We start from the raw sequence: 17,330 nt of genomic DNA, 5'->3' as shown, positions 1-17,330 counted from the left end.
ATTCGTACTTTCGCTCTTTTAGATTAAGCTGCCTTTACTACCGTCGTAAACTCACGGGATTTGAGGGAGGCACCACCGATCAGGCCCCCATCAACGTCGGGCTGAGAGAAGAGCTCTTGCGCATTTTTCTCATTAGCGCTGCCACCGTACAGGATTGACGTGTCCTGAGCCACTTCATCGCCATACTGACCGGCAATGTGCTGGCGTAGTTCGAAGTGCATGTCCTGCGCCTGCGCCGACGATGCGGTCAGGCCAGTTCCAATGGCCCAAATCGGTTCGTAAGCAATCACGACGTTTGCAAACTGCTCAGGCGACAGATGAAACAGGCTTTCGGTAAGCTGGTCTTTCACGAAACCGACGTAATCGCCGTTTTCGCGCAGATCCCGCGACTCACCGCAGCAGAAAATAGGGGTCAGGCCGTTTTCCAAGGCGATGTTTACTTTGTCAGCCAATTGCGCATTGGTTTCGCCAAAGTACTGCCGACGCTCGCTGTGGCCCAGAATAACATACTCAACCCCGATCGACTGCAGCATAGGTGCCGAGATTTCGCCGGTATAGGCCCCGGACGCTTTCTCGTGGCAGTTCTGCGCGCCTAAAGCAACTTTACCGCCCGCCGGGACATATTGCCGGAATGAGGTCAGGTAAATGGCTGGGGGGCAAAGTACCACCTGCACGTCGCTCGTCACCTCATCCTTAATCATGTTAACTACCTCCGACAACAAAGCGGTTGCTTCGTCGGCCGTTTTGTTCATCTTCCAGTTACCGGCAACAATCTTCTTACGCATACAACATCAATAGGGTGTTCATAATCAATTTATCCAGCGTCGAACAGGTCTGTCCGGATGCTAGTTCCGGGCGAAATTAGGGCTTTTCGACCGAACCGATTCGTTAAAGAAAAGCTAATTTTTAGTCACCCTCCTGTACAGGTAATCATTTACAGAATTATGAAAATTTTAGGCTTATTTTTTATTGAAATATTTCAATAAAAAATAATAACTTTATATCAAGATTGATACGGTTATGAAAAATCTTTTCTTGATTATCAGCGTACTACATATGTGCCTATCGGCGCAAGCTGACGATAGCAGAAAATCGCCGGATCGCGACCGTTTTGGGTTTTATATCACTAAAAACCGGACGTGGACCCGGATTCCATTCGAGCTTCATTCAAACCTGATTATCGTGCGCGTTCAGATCAACGAGTCTGACACGTTACGGTTCATCCTGGATACAGGCGTCAGCAATACCATCATCACTAATCCAAATGCTTTCAAGTACCGAATGCCTACTCTGGCCAGGAAAGTAAACATAACCGGCGCGGGCGAGGGTGGTCACCTGACTGCATCGGTAGCCATAAACAACCGAATCAAGCTGGCCGGTATGCAGGCCGCCCATCACAACGTACTGATACTTGACGAAGATATTCTCAAACTCTCAGAATACGTAGGCACACCCATCGACGGCATTTTTGGGTATGAGCTGTTTGCCAATTTCGTCGTCAATATCGATTTCCAGCGTCGGGAGCTGCTCGTTATGACGCCCAAAAACTACCGCTACAACAAACGGAAGGGAGACCAGTATCAGCTGACTATTCAGGATACCAAAGCCTATACCGACGTAATGGCCGTTTTTGAAGGCAATAAAGTAACTCCGCTGCGGGTTGTGCTGGATACGGGCGCGGGCCACGCCCTGCTGCTGGACCGGTCACGCAACACGACGGGTATGCCGCTACCGGCTAAAGTTATTCGGGCGCAGTTGGGCCGTGGCCTCAACGGGGTTATCAATGGCAATCTGGGACGTATTGAAAAGATCCGGTTTGGCCGCTACGAGGTCAACAACGTACTGGCGTCGTTTCCCGACAGCATTGCCTTCGGCATGAAACTCATCAACATGCCCGATCGGCAGGGTAACGTTGGGTGCGAGCTACTGCGCCGGTTCAATGTTACGTTCAATTATCCAGACCGCTATATGGTGCTGAAGCCTGTCAAACGCATGATGCGGGAACAGTTTGAGCACGACATGAGTGGGGTAGCCCTACGGGCCAAGGGCGATCGGTTGCGGAACTACTACGTTGACAAGTTGATTCCGGGCTCACCAGCAGATCTGGCCGGCCTTCGGGAAGGAGATGAAGTACTGTTTGTGGACAGCCATCCCGCCCAGGAACTGAGCGTGAGCGACATTTATAAACTATTGCAGAAAGGCGAAGGCAAAGAAATCTCGTTGCTGGTACGTCGGAGCGGTCAGCTCGTCATGGCCCAGTTCGCTCTGAAACGGGTTATTTAATCAACCCGGTCGAGTTTAAACTGGAACGTAGTGCCCTTATCGAGCTTGCTCATCACGGTAACTTTCGATTTGTGCGCCCCCAGGATATGCTTGACAATAGCTAATCCAAGCCCCGTACCACCCCGATCTTTTGATCGGCTTTTCTCCACCCGATAGAATCGCTCGAAGATTCGGCTCAGGTGTTCGGGCGGAATACCAGGCCCGTCGTCGCGAACGGAGATGACGACGTGCTTTTTTTCCTCTTCCAGACTGACAACAACCTTACCTTTGTCATTGCCGTATTTCACCGCATTTTCGATCAGGTTAGTCATCACCTGCGTAATCCGCGAACTATCGGCTTTAACCCGCATGGGCCCGGGCCGACTGACCCGCATTTTGAGCGACGTTCCGCGAGCCTGGGCAATTTTCTCGAGTTGATCGAAGATTTCTTCGGTGACTTCTGTCATATCAACTTTCTCAAAACTCATCTTCACCTCGCCCGTTTCGAGCTGCGAGAGCACCAGCAGGTCTTTCACCAGCGCATCAAGGCCATCGAGACTTTTGGCTGCTTTTGCCAGAAATTTATCCCGCACCCGTTCGTCGTCCATTGCGCCGTCGATCAATGTATGAATGAATCCCTGGGCGGCAAAAATGGGGGTCTTTAATTCGTGCGATACGTCGGCCAGAAATTCCCGGCGAAACTGTTCCAGCCGTTTGAGCTCGTCAATCTCCTTCTGCTTTTTGGCGACGTAGACAAATATCTCGTCGTTCAGCTTTTTGAAAGGGTTATTGTTCTTAACCAGCGACTTACGAGAGATCGTAAAATCCTTCATCTTCAGCTTGTTGATAGTCTTGTACATCTTATCAACCTCGCGGTATACCAGTACCTCGATTGTGTACATCACCAGAAACAGCGAAACAACAAAGGAAGACAGCCCCGTTACGAACAGCATTGTTTCGGTAACGCCATCAATGAAAGCTAGAAACGATACCGTTAGAAACGAAATCAGGCAAGCCAGTAAAAAAGCAATTATGCGGGGACTGAGGGACATGGATTAAAGAGTGAAAGTACGAAAGAGCGAAAGAGTGAATAAAACCGGCGACAGCCATTCGCTCTTTCACTCATTCGCTCTTTCGCTCTTTAAATTATTCGGGTTGGTCGGTAAACATATACCCAACGCCTTTTAGGGTACGAATGTGCGTATCACCAATTTTTTCGCGGAGTTTCCGAATATGAACGTCAACGGTACGTTCGAGCACGTAAATATCAGCGCCCCAGATGCGTTGCAGCAGTTCTTCACGGCTGAATACCTTATTAGGATGCTGGGCCAGGAAAAACAGCAGTTCAAATTCTTTCTTCGGCAGTATCACCGATTTGTCACCCTGACTAACCGAGTAATTCTTGCGATTGATAACCAGATCAGCGATGGTGACCTGTTCACCCGGATCTGCTTTCTGTGCTTCGCGCCGGAATAGCGCGTTGATCCGGCTCATCAGCGCCCGTGGTTTAATGGGCTTGGTAATGTAATCATCAGCCCCCACGTCGAAAGCTGCCACTTCTGAATACTCTTCTGAGCGGGCCGTTAGATACAGGATGTACGTTTGCCGCAGTTCGGGGATTTCGCGCAGCTGCCGACCGGCTTCGATCCCATCCAGCTGGGGCATCATGATGTCGAGAACGACCAGTTCTGGCAGGTACGTCCGGGCAATCTCAACAGCTTTACGGCCATCGGATGCTGTCCGGACATCGTATCCTTCTTTGCTGAGATTGTATTCGAGCATCTCAACGATGTCGACGTCGTCATCGACGACTAAAATTCGGTGTAATGGCTGAGCAGCTTTGGCAGCACTCATACGTAGTGAAGTTGGTAAAAACCTGTCCTATTCCAGTTGATAGGTTGCCCGAAGTTACACGGCTTAATGTTACCGTAATGAATGAGCAACACATACTTAACAAAAACTTAACACCCAAACAAGTCAATTTCAGCCATTTGCGTATTATCTGCGATTGGCATTCGTAACCGCCAGCAGAATTTTTCAACGGCAAAATCCGGTTTCTGAAAAACGGTTAACAAGTAAGGAGACTCCCGATCAGCGTTTCTTTTGGAACCCCTCGTAACTCATAAACCTTTCGGCAGTCAAGAGAGTTAACCAGAACTTATGAACATTCGCCCCCGGGAAATTATCCTTCCCTACTACGCTAAATTTTGCTTTGTACTGATCTCACTGGTTATTGTCGTGTACGGTCTGCACGCTCTGAAAGGTGTGCTCATTCCGCTCGTTTTCGGTATCCTGTTTTCGGTATTGCTATTTCCACTGGCAAATCGGCTCGAAAGCTGGAAATTTCCCCGCGTGCTGGCCATCGTTGTGTGTCTCTTATTGACACTGGCGGCCATTGGCGGCATCCTGTACGCCGTTTCAATGCAGATCAGTAATTTTACGGAGGTCGTTCCGCAGCTAATGGAGCGGGGCAACAAATTTCTGGATCAGGTGCAAACCTTCGCCGACGAACGCTTCAATATCAACCGGCAGCGTCAGCTCACCGAAGTTCGTAAATATCTGAATGAGTCAATAGCCGAAGGGGGCGCTATTCTGACCTCTACCCTGCTGGCAACCACCAGCGCCCTGACTGACGTTTTCCTGATCCTGATTTTTATTTTCTTTTTCCTGCTTTACCGCGATTTTTTCCGGTCGTTCTTTTACAAAGCGTTTGAGGACGCGCGCCGATCAAAGATCGATGCCGTCATGGGAGGCATTTATACCGTAGTGAAAGACTATCTGGCGGGGCTGGTACTGGTTATCCTGATCATCGGAACATTGATGACCGTTGGCCTGCTGATTCTGGGGATCGACTATGCTATCTTCTTCGGCTTTTTTGGCGCCTGTCTGGTGCTGATTCCGTATTTCGGTATCTCAATCGGCTCACTCCTGCCCGCTGCTTACGCGTTAGTGACAGAGGATAATCCGCTGAAAGCATTAGGCGTCATTGGCGTCTTTCTGTTCGTACAGACGATTGAGGGCAATTTTATTACGCCTTATATTGTCGGTTCCAAAGTGAGTATTAACCCGCTGGCAGCCATTATCGTCCTGATTCTGTGGGAAAACGTATGGGGTTTGCCCGGGCTGGTGCTGGCCTTACCCATGACGGCTATTATTAAGGTTATTTTCGACTCGATCGATGCCCTCAAGCCCTACGGCTTCCTAATCGGCGAAGCAGAGAAACCACGGCCGCCCATCAAAAATTTACAGCAACTAGCCGATCAATTACCCAAACGGACTAAGAAAATTGGCGAGACCAACGAGAAGAGCTAGAAATTAAGCGGGTCCAGATTTTTGAAGTGACCATTCATCCGGATACGCTGCTTGGTGCGCTCCATATCAGAAACAACCGGCAATACATTATTGAGGTGCTGAATCAGAAAGAGTTGTCGTTCGGCTTCCGAGTCGATCGTCAGTAATTCGTACTCCTGCTCAATTGACAGCCCGACTTTGTGGGCTACTTTATAGGAAAAATTCTTGACAGCCGCGTTGTAGTCAGTATCGATTTCCAGCAGTTTGTATAACCGGTCCAGCCGTTCGATCAGAGCCGAATTATGGGCGCTGAACGTTTCGCCCGGCTCAACGATTTCTACCTCTCCCCCAGCGTATAGTTTATCCCGTAATGGATTCTCAAAGTTCACCAGCTTGAACACCGAAATTCCTTTCGATTTGATATCCATTCGTCCGTCGGGGTAGCGTTTATGCAGGGTTGTTACGTGCATGATGGTGCCGTAACCCGGAAGCTTATTATCAATAAACACCGGAATCCCGAACGTTTTTTCCTCGTCGATACACTCATTGATCAACTGACGGTAACGCGGTTCAAAGATGTGCAGATTGAGATCTTCGCCGGGATACACAACCAGGTTGAGCGGAAACAGGGGTATTACATTCTCCATGACTGCGAAAGTTAGGCGATTTCAGACAAAAATATCGGCGGCCTCCGCAAAGCGGACGTTTTTGGTCCAAGCATCAGCATAAATCGGATCGGCCAGATACCCCATTCCCGTTACGTCCGACATACAATCGGTGACAAGAACCAGTTTCTCACTCATGGCCGGCGCAAAATCCAGCAGTTGTTTCAGACTGTTGGCGACACAGTGCGATTTAGCTTCACCCATGATGTAGATCGTATCAAACCGATCCAGATCCGATGCCAGGGCTACGTTGAACTGAGTTTCGGGAACAGCAGGATCGGGTACCTGCGCCTGAAATACACCAAAATGCTCGGTCAGCGGATATAGCCCTTTCTGAACCGCCCTATAGTCCTGATCCCGCAGGTGTGCCCAGTTTTTCAGGGCCGCCAGTAACGTATCGTGCAGGGCTGCCCCCGACGAGCCAATCAGGCAGTGTTCGGGCCAGATCACGTGCTGGAACTGGCCATCGGTCTCCAGCGCCTGAATATACTGACGGGCCTTATCGGCGCTGAAACGCGGTATCCACAGCCCATTTTTTACGTCCTCGGCAGAGATGACCGTAAACAGATCAGGATGCTTCCCCTCGGCGTTCTGCCAGAATTGCGGATGAGCAATGTCCAGCAGTTGATGAGTATCGAGCGTTACAACGATATGATCAATCTGATGCGCGTACTGGTGAATGAGCCGCGCTATGCGGTCAATGTCTTCATTGGCACCGGGTACAAAGAGTGCCCCCTCTGGGTGACAGAAGTCAACCTGGGCATCAATAATCAGAAAAGCGTTCGTCACAGTATCGGCTGTTCGTGAGGATTAACTGTCTTTACGGTGCGGAATTACCGTCCATTTTTTCACGCCGGGCATATGATCGGCAACAATATCGGCCGCTACGTCCTCCAGATTTTCCTCATTGGTTGAGAAAAAGAGGCTGCGGGGTTCCTTATCTTCTTCCGTAGTACGAACTTCGTAATATTCGTTGTGGTGCTCAATAACGTGTTTTTCGACGAGTTGATACGTTGCCATAGTCTCAAAAAGGTTTGGTAACGATAACGTCCGTCAGCTGATAGATGTTTGTTACGCATCTGGGAACGGTCCAGCCTACAATACCCTCAACAATTAATTTCGAAACAGCACTTTACTGATTCACAAACGTTTCGTACCTTTGCGGTCTTATTTTGAGAGGAGACAGAACGTGAACGCACTACGACCTTATGATATTAACATCGTTGGTCTGGAAAACAAACGGTATGAGTACGACTTTACGTCGGACGATGCGTTTTTTGCCGCGTTAGATCAGGACCTGATCGGAAAGGGAAACGTAAATACCCATCTGATACTGGAAAAATCCGAGACGATGATCCGGTTATTATTTCAGATCAGTGGCACCGTTGAACAGACCTGCGACCGTTGCCTGGACGAGTACGATGAACCGGTAGAGACCGAGCAGACAATGATTCTGAAGTTCGGCGATCACAACGAAGAGCTGAGCGACGAGATCGAACTGATCGAACGCAACACGGCAACCGTCAACGTGGCCCGGTACATTTTCGAGTTTATTAGCCTGGCACTGCCCATGAAACGGCTTCACCCCCGTTTCCGGGACGACGAGGACCAGGCCGATGACGAATTCAACGGTCGGGTTATCTACCGATCTGATGAGCCTGCCGACGAAGAAGGCGACAAACCCGACGAGGTTGATCCCCGCTGGGCGGCCCTACGAAAGCTGAGCGACAACTAGCAAATGCGGCCCGTTTGGGCCAAACTTAATAAAGTAGACAGACAACAGACAATTATAAACTGCTATGGCACACCCCAAACGACGCCACTCCAGCACCCGGCGCGATAAGCGCAGAACGCACTACAAGGCTACGGCCGTAACGCTGTCGACCGACGCACAAACCGGCGAAGTACATGAGCGCCACCACGCCCACGTTTTCGAAGGCAACTTGTTTTACAAAGGTCAAATGATTATTGAGAATTACGCTAAAACTGCTTAATTTTCACCGAGTTACACTAAGTATTTCACCGACGTCTTCTTGAAGATGAACGTGAAATACTTTTTTATTGCCCGTCACCTCTCTATTTTTACGCGTATTTTCTACAACCCGGCATAATCGGGTTGGTATTGAACAAACGGAGTCAATGAAAATTGCAGTGGACGCAATGGGCGGTGATTTTGCTCCCGAAGCGATAGTAGAAGGAGTAGTAATGGCTGCAGCCGAGTTGCCAGACGACGTAACTATTGTTCTTGTTGGCAGGGAGTTGGTTGTTCGGGAACTGTTAAATAAATACGACACGAAAGCACAGCAGCGGATTGAACTCGTTCACGCTGACGATGTCATTGAGATGAGTGAGCACCCCACAAAGGCACTCTCCCTTAAACCCAATTCCAGCATTGGAGTTGGGTTTAAACTTATGAAGGATAAGCAGGTCGACGCTTTCTGCAGCGCGGGCAATACGGGTGCTATGCACGTTGGCGCTCTTTTCAGCATTCGGGCTATCGAAGGCATAATCCGCCCCTGCATTGCTGGTTTTGTGCCGCAGGTAACGGGCGGTCATGCCGTTATGCTCGATATTGGAGCCAATGCCGACTGTAAACCAGAAATGCTGGCGCAGTTCGGAGAAGTTGGTTCAATTTACGCCCAGTATACGTTCGCTATCGACCGTCCCCGCGTAGCGCTGATGAACATTGGTTCAGAAGAACAAAAAGGGTCGCTTATAGCGCAGGCTGCTCATCAGCAATTGAAAGACAATCGCCGGATCAATTTCGTTGGAAATATTGAAGGTGGAGACTTTTTCTCGGGTAAAGCCGACGTTATCGTAACAGACGGCTTTACGGGTAATGCGATGTTCAAACTGGGTGAATCATTCTATGCCATGGCCAAACTCCGCGGTATTGACGACGAGTTCCTGAATAAAACAAACTACGAATCGGTAGGCGGAAGCCCGATTATAGGCGTGAATGGAAACGTAATCATTGCCCATGGTATTTCATCACCCTTGGCTATCAAAAATATGATCGGACTGGCCATCAGACAGGTCGAATCGAACGCCTACACAAAAATTGCACAGGCTCTGGCTTAAGCCGGCCGTCTGTGTTCACTAAGCTTGTACACCACCAATGAGTAAAGCTGCCATCACAGGAGTCCACGGCTACGTTCCCGATTACGTGCTGACCAATGCCGAGTTAGAACGTATGGTGGATACGAACGATGAGTGGATTACCACTCGTACCGGCATAAAAGAACGGCACATTCTGAAAGGTGAAGGAATGGGCTCGTCGCACATGGGAGCAAAGGCCGTATCGGGCCTGCTGGAGAAAACTGGCACCCGGCCCGACGAAATCGACCTGCTGATCTGTGCGACCACTACTCCAGATTACCTTTTTCCCTGTACGGCTAACCTCATCTGTGATATGGTGGGTATCCGTAACATCGGGAGTTTTGATATACAGGCTGCCTGCTCGGGCTTTCTCTACGCGCTGACGGTTGGTTCGCAATTTATTGAAACGGGCAAATACAAAAAGGTGATCGTTGTTGGGGCCGATAAAATGTCGGCTATCGTTGACTATACCGACCGTACAACATGCGTTTTGTTTGGTGACGGCGCTGGTGCCGTCCTGCTTGAACCCGATGAGCAGGGCTATGGCCTGCTCGATTCGATTATTAAGTCGGACGGGAGCGGTCAGAATCATCTGTTCCAGAAAGCAGGTGGTAGCCGGTACCCCCCCACCCACGAAACAGTAGAAAAACGCTGGCACTACGTTTATCAGGATGGACCTTCGGTATTCAAGTTCGCCGTGAAAAACATGGCCGACGTGTCTGCGGAGATCATGGAGCGGAATCAACTGGCCGGCAGAGACGTGGCCTGGCTAGTACCGCATCAGGCTAACAAACGTATTATTGATGCAACAGCTAATCGAATGGGCATCGAATCCGATAAGGTGATGATGAACATTCACCGGTATGGTAACACAACAGCTGCTACGATTCCGCTTTGTTTGTTCGACTATGAATCGCAGCTTAAGAAAGGCGATAATTTAGTCCTGGCCGCCTTTGGGGGCGGGTTTACCTGGGGCGCGGCTTACGTTAAGTGGGCTTATTAGTTGATTTATACTGTCGTATGATAGCAATAGCCTATTTCATACGTAGTGAACATTTTCATTTTCAAATTTAGACATGGCAACGACCGCAGACATCCGGAACGGACTGGTCATCAACTTCAACAACGACCTTTTTCAGATTACCGAATTTCAACACGTAAAACCAGGAAAAGGCGCTGCTTTCGTCCGTACTAAAATGAAAAGCCTGACCTCAGGCCGTGTACTGGACAACACGTTCAACTCAGGTGTAACGATCTATCCTGTTCGGGTTGAGCGCCGGAAGTTTCAGTTTCTTTACAAAGACGAAGCCGGTTTTAACTTCATGGACCAGGAAAGCTTTGACCAGATCAACCTGGACGAGAAACTGGTAGACAGCGCCGACCTGATGAAAGAAGGCCAGGAAGTTGAAATCCTGATCAACGCGGAGAATGAAGTCCCTCTTTCCTGCGAGCTTCCTCCGTTCGTCGAGCTGGAAGTCACCTACGCCGAGCCAGGTATTAAAGGAGATACGGCCAATAGCCCAAAAAAGCGGGTTGAACTGGAATCAGGAGCAAAAGTGATGGTTCCACTTTTCATTGAACAAGGTGAACGGATTCGGGTTGATACCCGTACCCGCGATTACGTTGAACGCGTAAAGTAATCCTAAGTAACGAGGGTATTCCAACGAGCTTCCGTTTTTTTCTAATCACGAAACAGTATTATGACCACCCAAGACATACAGCAACTTATTGATTTTATTTCACAGTCGGGTCTGGACGAGGTAAATATCGAAACCACCGATCTGAAAATTAATGTTAAGCGGTACGGTTCTGCAACGCCAGCGCCTGCTCTGGTTGCTTCGGCACCGGCACCCGTTGCTGCTATGCCCGCGCCCGTTGCACAGCCTCAGGCTCCTGCAGCCACGGCACCTGTTGCTACCGAGGCACCCAAAGCCGATTCGTCTAATTACATCACCATAAAATCGCCGATGATTGGTACGTTCTACCGGTCTTCGAATCCGGAAACCCCTTCATTCGTTGAAGTTGGTGATAGCATTTCTGAAGGCAAAGTTGTTTGTATCATCGAAGCAATGAAGCTATTCAATGAAATTGAATCAGAAGTGTCTGGTCGGATCGTAAAAGTGCTGGTAGAAAACGCCACACCTGTCGAGTATGACCAACCGTTATTCCTGGTTGAACCTGTTTAACTTAATTGTGAATGAGCGAATGAGCGAATGAGTGAATAAGCTGGCGCTTGCTTTTTTATTCACTCATTCGCTCATTCGCTCATTCACTCATTTATAGACTTATGTTCAAGAAAATTCTTATTGCCAACCGGGGAGAGATTGCGCTACGGATCATCCGGACCTGTCGCGAAATGGGTATCCGGACGGTAGCCGTCTATTCGACTGCCGACCGCGACAGTCTGCACGTCCGTTTTGCTGACGAAGCTGTTTGTATTGGCCCGCCCGTTAGCAAGCAATCTTATCTGAGCATTCCCAGCATCATCTCGGCCGCCGAGGTGACAGGAGCTGACGCTATTCACCCCGGTTACGGCTTTTTGTCCGAGAACGCTGAATTCTCGCAGATCTGCAGCGACTACGGTATAAAGTTTATTGGTGCTACTGCCGATCAAATCAATAGCATGGGCGACAAGGCTACGGCTAAAGCGACCATGAAAGCGGCCGGCGTTCCGGTTATTCCCGGATCCGAAGGTCTGCTGGAATCGATTGAGCAGGGTAAGCAGCTCTCAGCAGAAATGGGCTATCCGGTTATTGTGAAAGCAACAGCTGGTGGCGGTGGCCGCGGTATGCGGATTATTCGGGCGGAAGAAGAGTTCGAAAAGGCCTGGAATGATGCTCGTACTGAAGCTGGCGCAGCTTTTGGCAATGATGGTCTGTACCTTGAAAAGTTTGTTGAGGAACCTCGGCATATCGAAATTCAGATCGTTGGGGACCAGTACGGTACCGTTTGCCACCTTTCCGAACGCGACTGCTCCATTCAGCGTCGTCACCAGAAGCTTGTCGAAGAAACACCGTCGCCCATCATTACGCCCGAAATTCGGGAGCAAATGGGTGAAGCGGCAATCAAAGGCGCCAAAGCCATTGGTTATGAAGGGGCTGGTACAGTTGAGTTCCTGGTCGACAAGCACGGGAAGTTTTATTTCATGGAAATGAACACCCGGATTCAGGTAGAGCACCCGATTACGGAAGAAGTAACGGACTTTGACCTGATCAAAGAGCAAATCAAAGTAGCCGCCGGTGGCGAAATTTCGGGCCGGAATTACACACCAAAGCTCTACTCGATGGAGTGCCGGATCAATGCCGAAGATCCAGCAAATGGATTCCGTCCGTCACCGGGTAAGATTACGGTCTTACATATTCCGGGCGGACACGGGGTGCGGATTGATAGCCACGTGTACACAGGTTATACCATTCCACCGAACTACGACTCCATGATCGCCAAACTGATCGTCTCGGGCCAGTCGCGGGAAGAAGTCATTACGCGGATGAAGCGGGCGCTTCAGGAGTTTGTTATTGAAGGAATCAAAACGACGATTCCATTTCATATCAAGCTGATGGACGATCCAAAATTCAAATCAGGTCAGTTCACTACTGCCTTTTTGGACAGCTTTGATTTTTCTAAATTGTAAGCCGGTCAAGTGTTTTTCACAGTGGAACAGCCGGGATGCGAAAGCAAACCCGGCTGTTTTGTTGTTTGCCCAGCCATCGTTTAAACCGAGGACCTTTTTCTGACTCCCCGCCACTTCCAGTTTGGCTGTGCTTGACTACCGATTCTGATTTGTACGCCTTTAGCTCATAAGTTTTCTGAGCATCGACGGTGATCATATAATTTGATGTCAGTTCCTGATTAATCTTCATTTTATATGAATACGCTCCGACTTTTTTTTTCGCTGCTCCTGCTCAGCAGCACTTTCCTGGCTAACGGCCAGATTGCCAATGAGAATACCATGTCTGTCAGCATTGACGGCGAAAAATATCAGGTGCCACCCCGGCGTATCCGCATCGGAAATTACTGGTGGATTACAGCCAATTCGATAAAGCCTGATCAATCACTACGTATCTGGCTGGGCAGCTATAATAATAACGACGGTATTGAGCCGGGTACCTATCTGGTGGTTGACGCCGACGATCCTGACACGAAAGAAAACCGGAAGAAAGTTCAGGATTTGACTCAATACAAAGGACTGGCGGTCATCAAATACGTAAAGGAAACTAAGGAGCCCCGCATGGAGTACCATGTCGGGAAATCGCAGAATAACGACGAGACAATTACGGTCAAGAAAGGGGCTGACGGTTCATTGGAGGCCACGTTCAGTGCCTCACTAGCTGGAACGTACTGGAAAGAAAAAGCCAGCGCCACTGTTTTTGGGGGCGTGGGCCGACTAATGAACAAGATGGAAGACAAGGTGATCACCAAAACTACCGGCTACGACTCAGCTATCGATCCGGAAGGAAATGGCTATAAAAAACAGCTCAAGACTGATACTATTGAGTTAAAAGACGGTGCGTTCAAGCTGAAGCTGACGAAGCAGTAAGCTATTCATGTATATTCCTGTACCGCGGGGAGACTGAATCAAATTAGTCTCCCCGCCGGTGTTTTTGGGCAGTTTAACCGCCGGGAAACAAGCGAGTGATTATTGGGTTAATTCCTTGTCTGCTAGTAAATAAGCGAGCCATCAGTCATGAACCGAATCCTTATTCAAAAAGGCAACGGAGTAGCATTTGACGAATCAGCCCATTTTGCCTAATTTTGACCAGTTTTAAGCCAGTTTAAGGGCTGCCTTAACCGTTTTTATTGATTCATAAAACGCAAGCAACGCACTCAGCATGAGAGAAATACAGTTCCGTGAAGCCCTGCGGGAGGCCATGTCGGAAGAAATGCGCCGGGACCCGCTGGTCTATCTGATGGGCGAAGAAGTAGCCGAATATAACGGGGCGTATAAAGTTAGCCAGGGAATGCTGGACGAGTTTGGTCCGGAACGCGTAATCGACACGCCCATTGCTGAATTAGGCTTTGCGGGTATCGGCGTCGGCTCTGCCATCAACGGCCTTCGCCCGATTATCGAGTTTATGACCTTCAACTTCTCACTCGTTGCCATCGATCAGGTCATCAACTCGGCCGCCAAGATCATGTCGATGTCGGGTGGGCAATACTCCTGTCCCATCGTTTTCCGGGGGCCAACTGGAAACGCGGGTATGCTGTCGTCGCAGCACTCACAAAATTTTGAGAATTGGTTTGCTAATACGTCCGGTCTGAAGGTTGTTGTTCCCTCCAACCCCTATGATGCCAAAGGATTACTCAAATCCTGTATCCGCGATAATGACCCAGTCATTTTCATGGAATCGGAATTGATGTACGGCGACAAAGGCCAGGTTCCAGAAGAGGAATACCTGATCCCAATCGGCCAGGCTAATGTAGTGCGCGAAGGAAACGACGTAACGATTGTATCGTTCGGCAAGATTATGAAAGTAGCTCTGGCAGCTGCTGACGAATTGGCAAAGAATGGCGTTTCGGCGGAAGTAATTGACCTGCGTTCGGTTCGTCCGATTGATTATGCTACAATCATCAATTCGGTAAAGAAAACGAATCGTTGTGTTATCGTTGAAGAAGCATGGCCACTGGCAGCTATCTCATCGGAGTTGACTTACAATATCCAACGGAACGCCTTTGATTACCTGGATTCACCGGTTATTCGGGTAAACAGCATGGATTTGCCACTTCCCTACGCGCCAACTCTGATCGAGGCTATTCTGCCTAACGTTAAACGTACATTACAAGCTGTTGAAGCTGTGATGTACAAGAAATAAACGTTTTCGAAAAAGCGTAAACTATCAAATTTCTGGCACGCTAGTCAGTGATTCAGTTAGTATAGAGAAAAAAAATGCCGCTTATTTACTAAGCGGCATTTTTTTTCTCTATGTGTCTTTAAAACACTCAAAATGATTTTTTAACGTCTTGAAAGAAAAATAGTGGCACAGTTTTTCCTATAATCTGTAGGTATGCAGAATTATACGGAAACCCAGCGGAAAGAGTTACTGATTCGGCCAACTGGTCGAGTTATTTATGAAGTTAGCCTACAGTACACGGGCGCGTTAAATACGATCCGGGAGCGGGAGCCTAGTATTATCTATTTTTCTAACCTGCGAAAAGCGGTCGATTCTGTCACGGCGGAGTTGGCCATGAATAACTGGCCCCCTAAAGTGAACTATACCGCCGTGTACCGGGGAGTAAAACAGCGCGGGTTCTACAACTGCGATTTCGATGTGGCCAACTCACGGGTCTTCCGGGTAAAAGTGGTTCCTCGGGTTCTGAATCCGGCCTTACCCCGCTTGGGTATCGACGAAAATCCTACGATAAACTAACTTGGAACGACTATATATGACCCAATAACAAGGAAAGGCCCTATGTACATTGCATAGGGCCTTTCCTGTTATATATATCAATCTTGACTACTCTTCCGGATTGTTCAGGTTGCTGTGCTTCCGGCTATAGAGGAAGTAAACAATGATACCCAGCGTTCCCCAAATCAGAAACGCAATTTTGGTATCGACGCGCAGGTTCCACATCAGATACAGGTTAGCCAGGATACCCAGCGTTGCCACGATTGGCAAGGCTGGTGTCCGGTATGGGCGCTCCAGATTAGGCTCGCGAACACGTAACATCCAGACAGCTGCGCAGATCATGGCAAACGCCAGCAGCGTTCCTGAGCTACACAGCTCCGAAACTTTGTCGATGGGTGTCAGAGCCGCCACAACCGAAATAATCGCTCCTACGAGGATTGTGCTCTTGTAGGGGGTCTTGAACGTTGGGTGAATGGCTGCAAACAAGCCTTTTGGTAGCAGACCGTCTTTCGCCATACCCAGGAAGATTCGGGTCTGGCCCAGCATCATCACCAGCATAACTGAAGTAAGACCGGCAATGGCGGCAATCGTGATCAGGTATACCGCCCAGGTCAGACCTACGTCAGCAAAGGCTTGAGCAACGGGCGCTTTCAGGTCCAAGCTATCGTACCGTACCATACCGGTCAGTACCAGCGAAACCAGAATGTAGAGCAGCGTACAGATAATCAGCGACGCGATGATGGCGAACGGTACGTCTTTCGTGGGGTTGATGGCTTCGCCAGCCTGAGTCGACACGGCGTCGAAACCGATGTAAGCGAAGAAAACGATACTGGCGGCCGTAACGATACCATTGAAACCGAAGTGCGGCTGCCCTTTATCGTCCATCACTTCCGTTGGAATAAACGGTGTCCAGTTGGTTGTATCGATATAGAAAGAACCTACCACAATTACGAAGATTACCGCAACCACTTTCGTAACTACAATAATGTTATTCGTACTAGCGGCTTCTTTGATTCCTTTGACCAGGATATACGTAACAACCCAAACGATCAGGAACGCGGGCAGATTGATGGCGAACGTGAAATCAGGAACGTTCTGGCCAGCGGCCCGTAATATCCCGGCTTTCTCCTGCGCCGTAATCGGATCGTTCATTAACCACACGGGCAGTTCAATGTGGAACAGGTGCATCAGCTTCTCGAAATAACCCGACCAGCTCACGGCCACCGTAGTGGCCCCCATCATGTATTCCAGAATAAGATTCCAGCCAATGAACCAGGCGAAGATTTCGCCAACGGTACCGTACGAATACGCATAGGCCGAGCCTTCAACGGGTAGGATAGACGCAAACTCAGCATAGCACAGAGCCGCAAACGTACAGGCAACACCAGCCAGCACAAACGACAGCGCTAGTGCTGGACCCGCCCAGTCGTGGGCAGCGATACCGGTCAGTACGAAAATACCACCCCCAATAACAGCACCGATACCCAGCGAGGTAAGTCCCCAGCGGGTCAATACTCGTTTGAGTTCGCTTTTTTGCATGTCTGCCGCATAAGCCGAAAGCGGCTTTTTGCGCATAACACTGGTATTTACAGGTTTAAGTTTTGTCTCCATGCAGAGGAAGAGAGTTTGGTGATTAAGTACTTTGGGGAAATATTCTTGGGTTAAAATC

Annotated in this window: 19 protein-coding genes; 12 read left to right on the top strand and 7 right to left on the bottom strand. The window is 49.2% G+C overall.

Annotated features, from left to right (window positions below):
* Window positions 1-23: 23 nt before the first annotated feature.
* A complete protein-coding gene (gene tpiA / locus HU175_RS03455) occupies window positions 24-785 on the bottom strand; it encodes a triose-phosphate isomerase (RefSeq protein WP_176565255.1) in 762 nt (253 codons plus the stop codon).
* A gap of 235 nt (window positions 786-1,020) precedes the next feature.
* On the opposite strand from tpiA, the gene HU175_RS03450 reads away from it, so the two are divergent.
* Window positions 1,021-2,283, top strand: coding sequence for an aspartyl protease family protein (locus tag HU175_RS03450; RefSeq protein WP_176565254.1), 1,263 nt, complete (start codon window positions 1,021-1,023; stop codon window positions 2,281-2,283).
* On the opposite strand, the gene HU175_RS03445 is transcribed toward HU175_RS03450, so the two are convergent.
* Together HU175_RS03445 and HU175_RS03440 are read right to left on the bottom strand one after the other, a co-directional pair.
* Window positions 2,280-3,314 carry a sensor histidine kinase gene (locus HU175_RS03445; protein ID WP_176565253.1) on the bottom strand — a complete coding sequence of 345 codons (1,035 nt, stop codon included), beginning with the start codon at window positions 3,312-3,314 and terminating at the stop codon, window positions 2,280-2,282. The two genes, HU175_RS03450 and HU175_RS03445, sit on opposite strands and share 4 nt — an antisense overlap.
* 94 nt (window positions 3,315-3,408) lie before the next feature.
* On the bottom strand, window positions 3,409-4,116 hold the full coding sequence (locus tag HU175_RS03440) for a response regulator (protein WP_176565252.1): 708 nt from the start codon (window positions 4,114-4,116) through the stop codon (window positions 3,409-3,411).
* Between the two features lie 306 nt (window positions 4,117-4,422).
* Between HU175_RS03440 and HU175_RS03435 the strand changes: the two genes are divergently transcribed.
* Window positions 4,423-5,574 (top strand): AI-2E family transporter, encoded by a 1,152-nt coding sequence (locus tag HU175_RS03435; protein WP_176565251.1) that lies wholly within the window; start codon window positions 4,423-4,425, stop codon window positions 5,572-5,574.
* Here the strand turns inward: HU175_RS03435 and HU175_RS03430 are convergent.
* Genes HU175_RS03430 through HU175_RS03420 form a run of 3 tightly spaced genes read right to left on the bottom strand, consistent with a single transcriptional unit; the run spans window position 5,571 to window position 7,238 of the window.
* A complete protein-coding gene (locus HU175_RS03430; protein WP_176565250.1) occupies window positions 5,571-6,200 on the bottom strand; it encodes an LON peptidase substrate-binding domain-containing protein in 630 nt (209 codons plus the stop codon). The genes HU175_RS03435 and HU175_RS03430 overlap by 4 nt on opposite strands.
* A gap of 21 nt (window positions 6,201-6,221) precedes the next feature.
* Window positions 6,222-7,007 (bottom strand): isochorismatase family protein, encoded by a 786-nt coding sequence (locus HU175_RS03425; RefSeq protein WP_176565249.1) that lies wholly within the window; start codon window positions 7,005-7,007, stop codon window positions 6,222-6,224.
* 21 nt (window positions 7,008-7,028) lie between these two features.
* Entirely contained in the window at window positions 7,029-7,238 is a 210-nt protein-coding gene (locus HU175_RS03420; RefSeq protein WP_176565248.1) for a hypothetical protein, read from the bottom strand.
* Window positions 7,239-7,407: 169 nt separating this feature from the next.
* On the opposite strand from HU175_RS03420, the gene HU175_RS03415 reads away from it, so the two are divergent.
* The 10 genes from HU175_RS03415 to HU175_RS03370 all read left to right on the top strand — a co-directional run bounded on the left by HU175_RS03415 (window position 7,408) and on the right by HU175_RS03370 (window position 15,682).
* On the top strand, window positions 7,408-7,953 hold the full coding sequence (locus tag HU175_RS03415) for a YceD family protein (RefSeq protein ID WP_176565247.1): 546 nt from the start codon (window positions 7,408-7,410) through the stop codon (window positions 7,951-7,953).
* A 64-nt stretch (window positions 7,954-8,017) separates the two neighbouring features.
* Window positions 8,018-8,212: a 50S ribosomal protein L32 gene (gene rpmF / locus HU175_RS03410; protein ID WP_077923042.1), complete on the top strand. Its 195-nt coding sequence runs from the start codon at window positions 8,018-8,020 to the stop codon at window positions 8,210-8,212.
* A gap of 145 nt (window positions 8,213-8,357) precedes the next feature.
* Window positions 8,358-9,299 (top strand): phosphate acyltransferase PlsX, encoded by a 942-nt coding sequence (gene plsX, locus HU175_RS03405; protein ID WP_176565246.1) that lies wholly within the window; start codon window positions 8,358-8,360, stop codon window positions 9,297-9,299.
* 37 nt (window positions 9,300-9,336) lie between these two features.
* Window positions 9,337-10,320, top strand: coding sequence for a beta-ketoacyl-ACP synthase III (locus HU175_RS03400; RefSeq protein WP_176565245.1), 984 nt, complete (start codon window positions 9,337-9,339; stop codon window positions 10,318-10,320).
* Window positions 10,321-10,393: 73 nt separating this feature from the next.
* The gene (efp, locus tag HU175_RS03395; protein ID WP_176565244.1) at window positions 10,394-10,957 is read left to right on the top strand and encodes an elongation factor P; all 564 of its coding nucleotides are present in this window, start codon (window positions 10,394-10,396) and stop codon (window positions 10,955-10,957) included.
* A gap of 60 nt (window positions 10,958-11,017) precedes the next feature.
* Entirely contained in the window at window positions 11,018-11,503 is a 486-nt protein-coding gene (gene accB, locus HU175_RS03390; protein WP_176565243.1) for an acetyl-CoA carboxylase biotin carboxyl carrier protein, read from the top strand.
* Window positions 11,504-11,604: 101 nt separating this feature from the next.
* Window positions 11,605-12,948: an acetyl-CoA carboxylase biotin carboxylase subunit gene (gene accC, locus HU175_RS03385; protein WP_176565242.1), complete on the top strand. Its 1,344-nt coding sequence runs from the start codon at window positions 11,605-11,607 to the stop codon at window positions 12,946-12,948.
* 234 nt (window positions 12,949-13,182) lie between these two features.
* Window positions 13,183-13,854, top strand: coding sequence for a hypothetical protein (locus HU175_RS03380; protein ID WP_176565241.1), 672 nt, complete (start codon window positions 13,183-13,185; stop codon window positions 13,852-13,854).
* 292 nt (window positions 13,855-14,146) lie between these two features.
* Window positions 14,147-15,127, top strand: a complete 981-nt coding sequence (locus HU175_RS03375) for a pyruvate dehydrogenase complex E1 component subunit beta (RefSeq protein WP_176565240.1) — start codon at window positions 14,147-14,149, stop codon at window positions 15,125-15,127.
* 192 nt (window positions 15,128-15,319) lie between these two features.
* Entirely contained in the window at window positions 15,320-15,682 is a 363-nt protein-coding gene (locus HU175_RS03370) for a hypothetical protein (RefSeq protein ID WP_176565239.1), read from the top strand.
* Window positions 15,683-15,769: 87 nt separating this feature from the next.
* On the opposite strand, the gene HU175_RS03365 is transcribed toward HU175_RS03370, so the two are convergent.
* Window positions 15,770-17,272 carry an APC family permease gene (locus HU175_RS03365; RefSeq protein ID WP_176565238.1) on the bottom strand — a complete coding sequence of 501 codons (1,503 nt, stop codon included), beginning with the start codon at window positions 17,270-17,272 and terminating at the stop codon, window positions 15,770-15,772.
* Window positions 17,273-17,330 lie beyond the last annotated feature (58 nt).

The organism is Spirosoma sp. KUDC1026, assembly GCF_013375035.1.
Classification (GTDB): domain Bacteria; phylum Bacteroidota; class Bacteroidia; order Cytophagales; family Spirosomataceae; genus Spirosoma.
The sequence above is the reverse complement of the archived record's forward strand: the minus strand, read 5'-3'. Positions and strand labels throughout refer to the sequence as shown.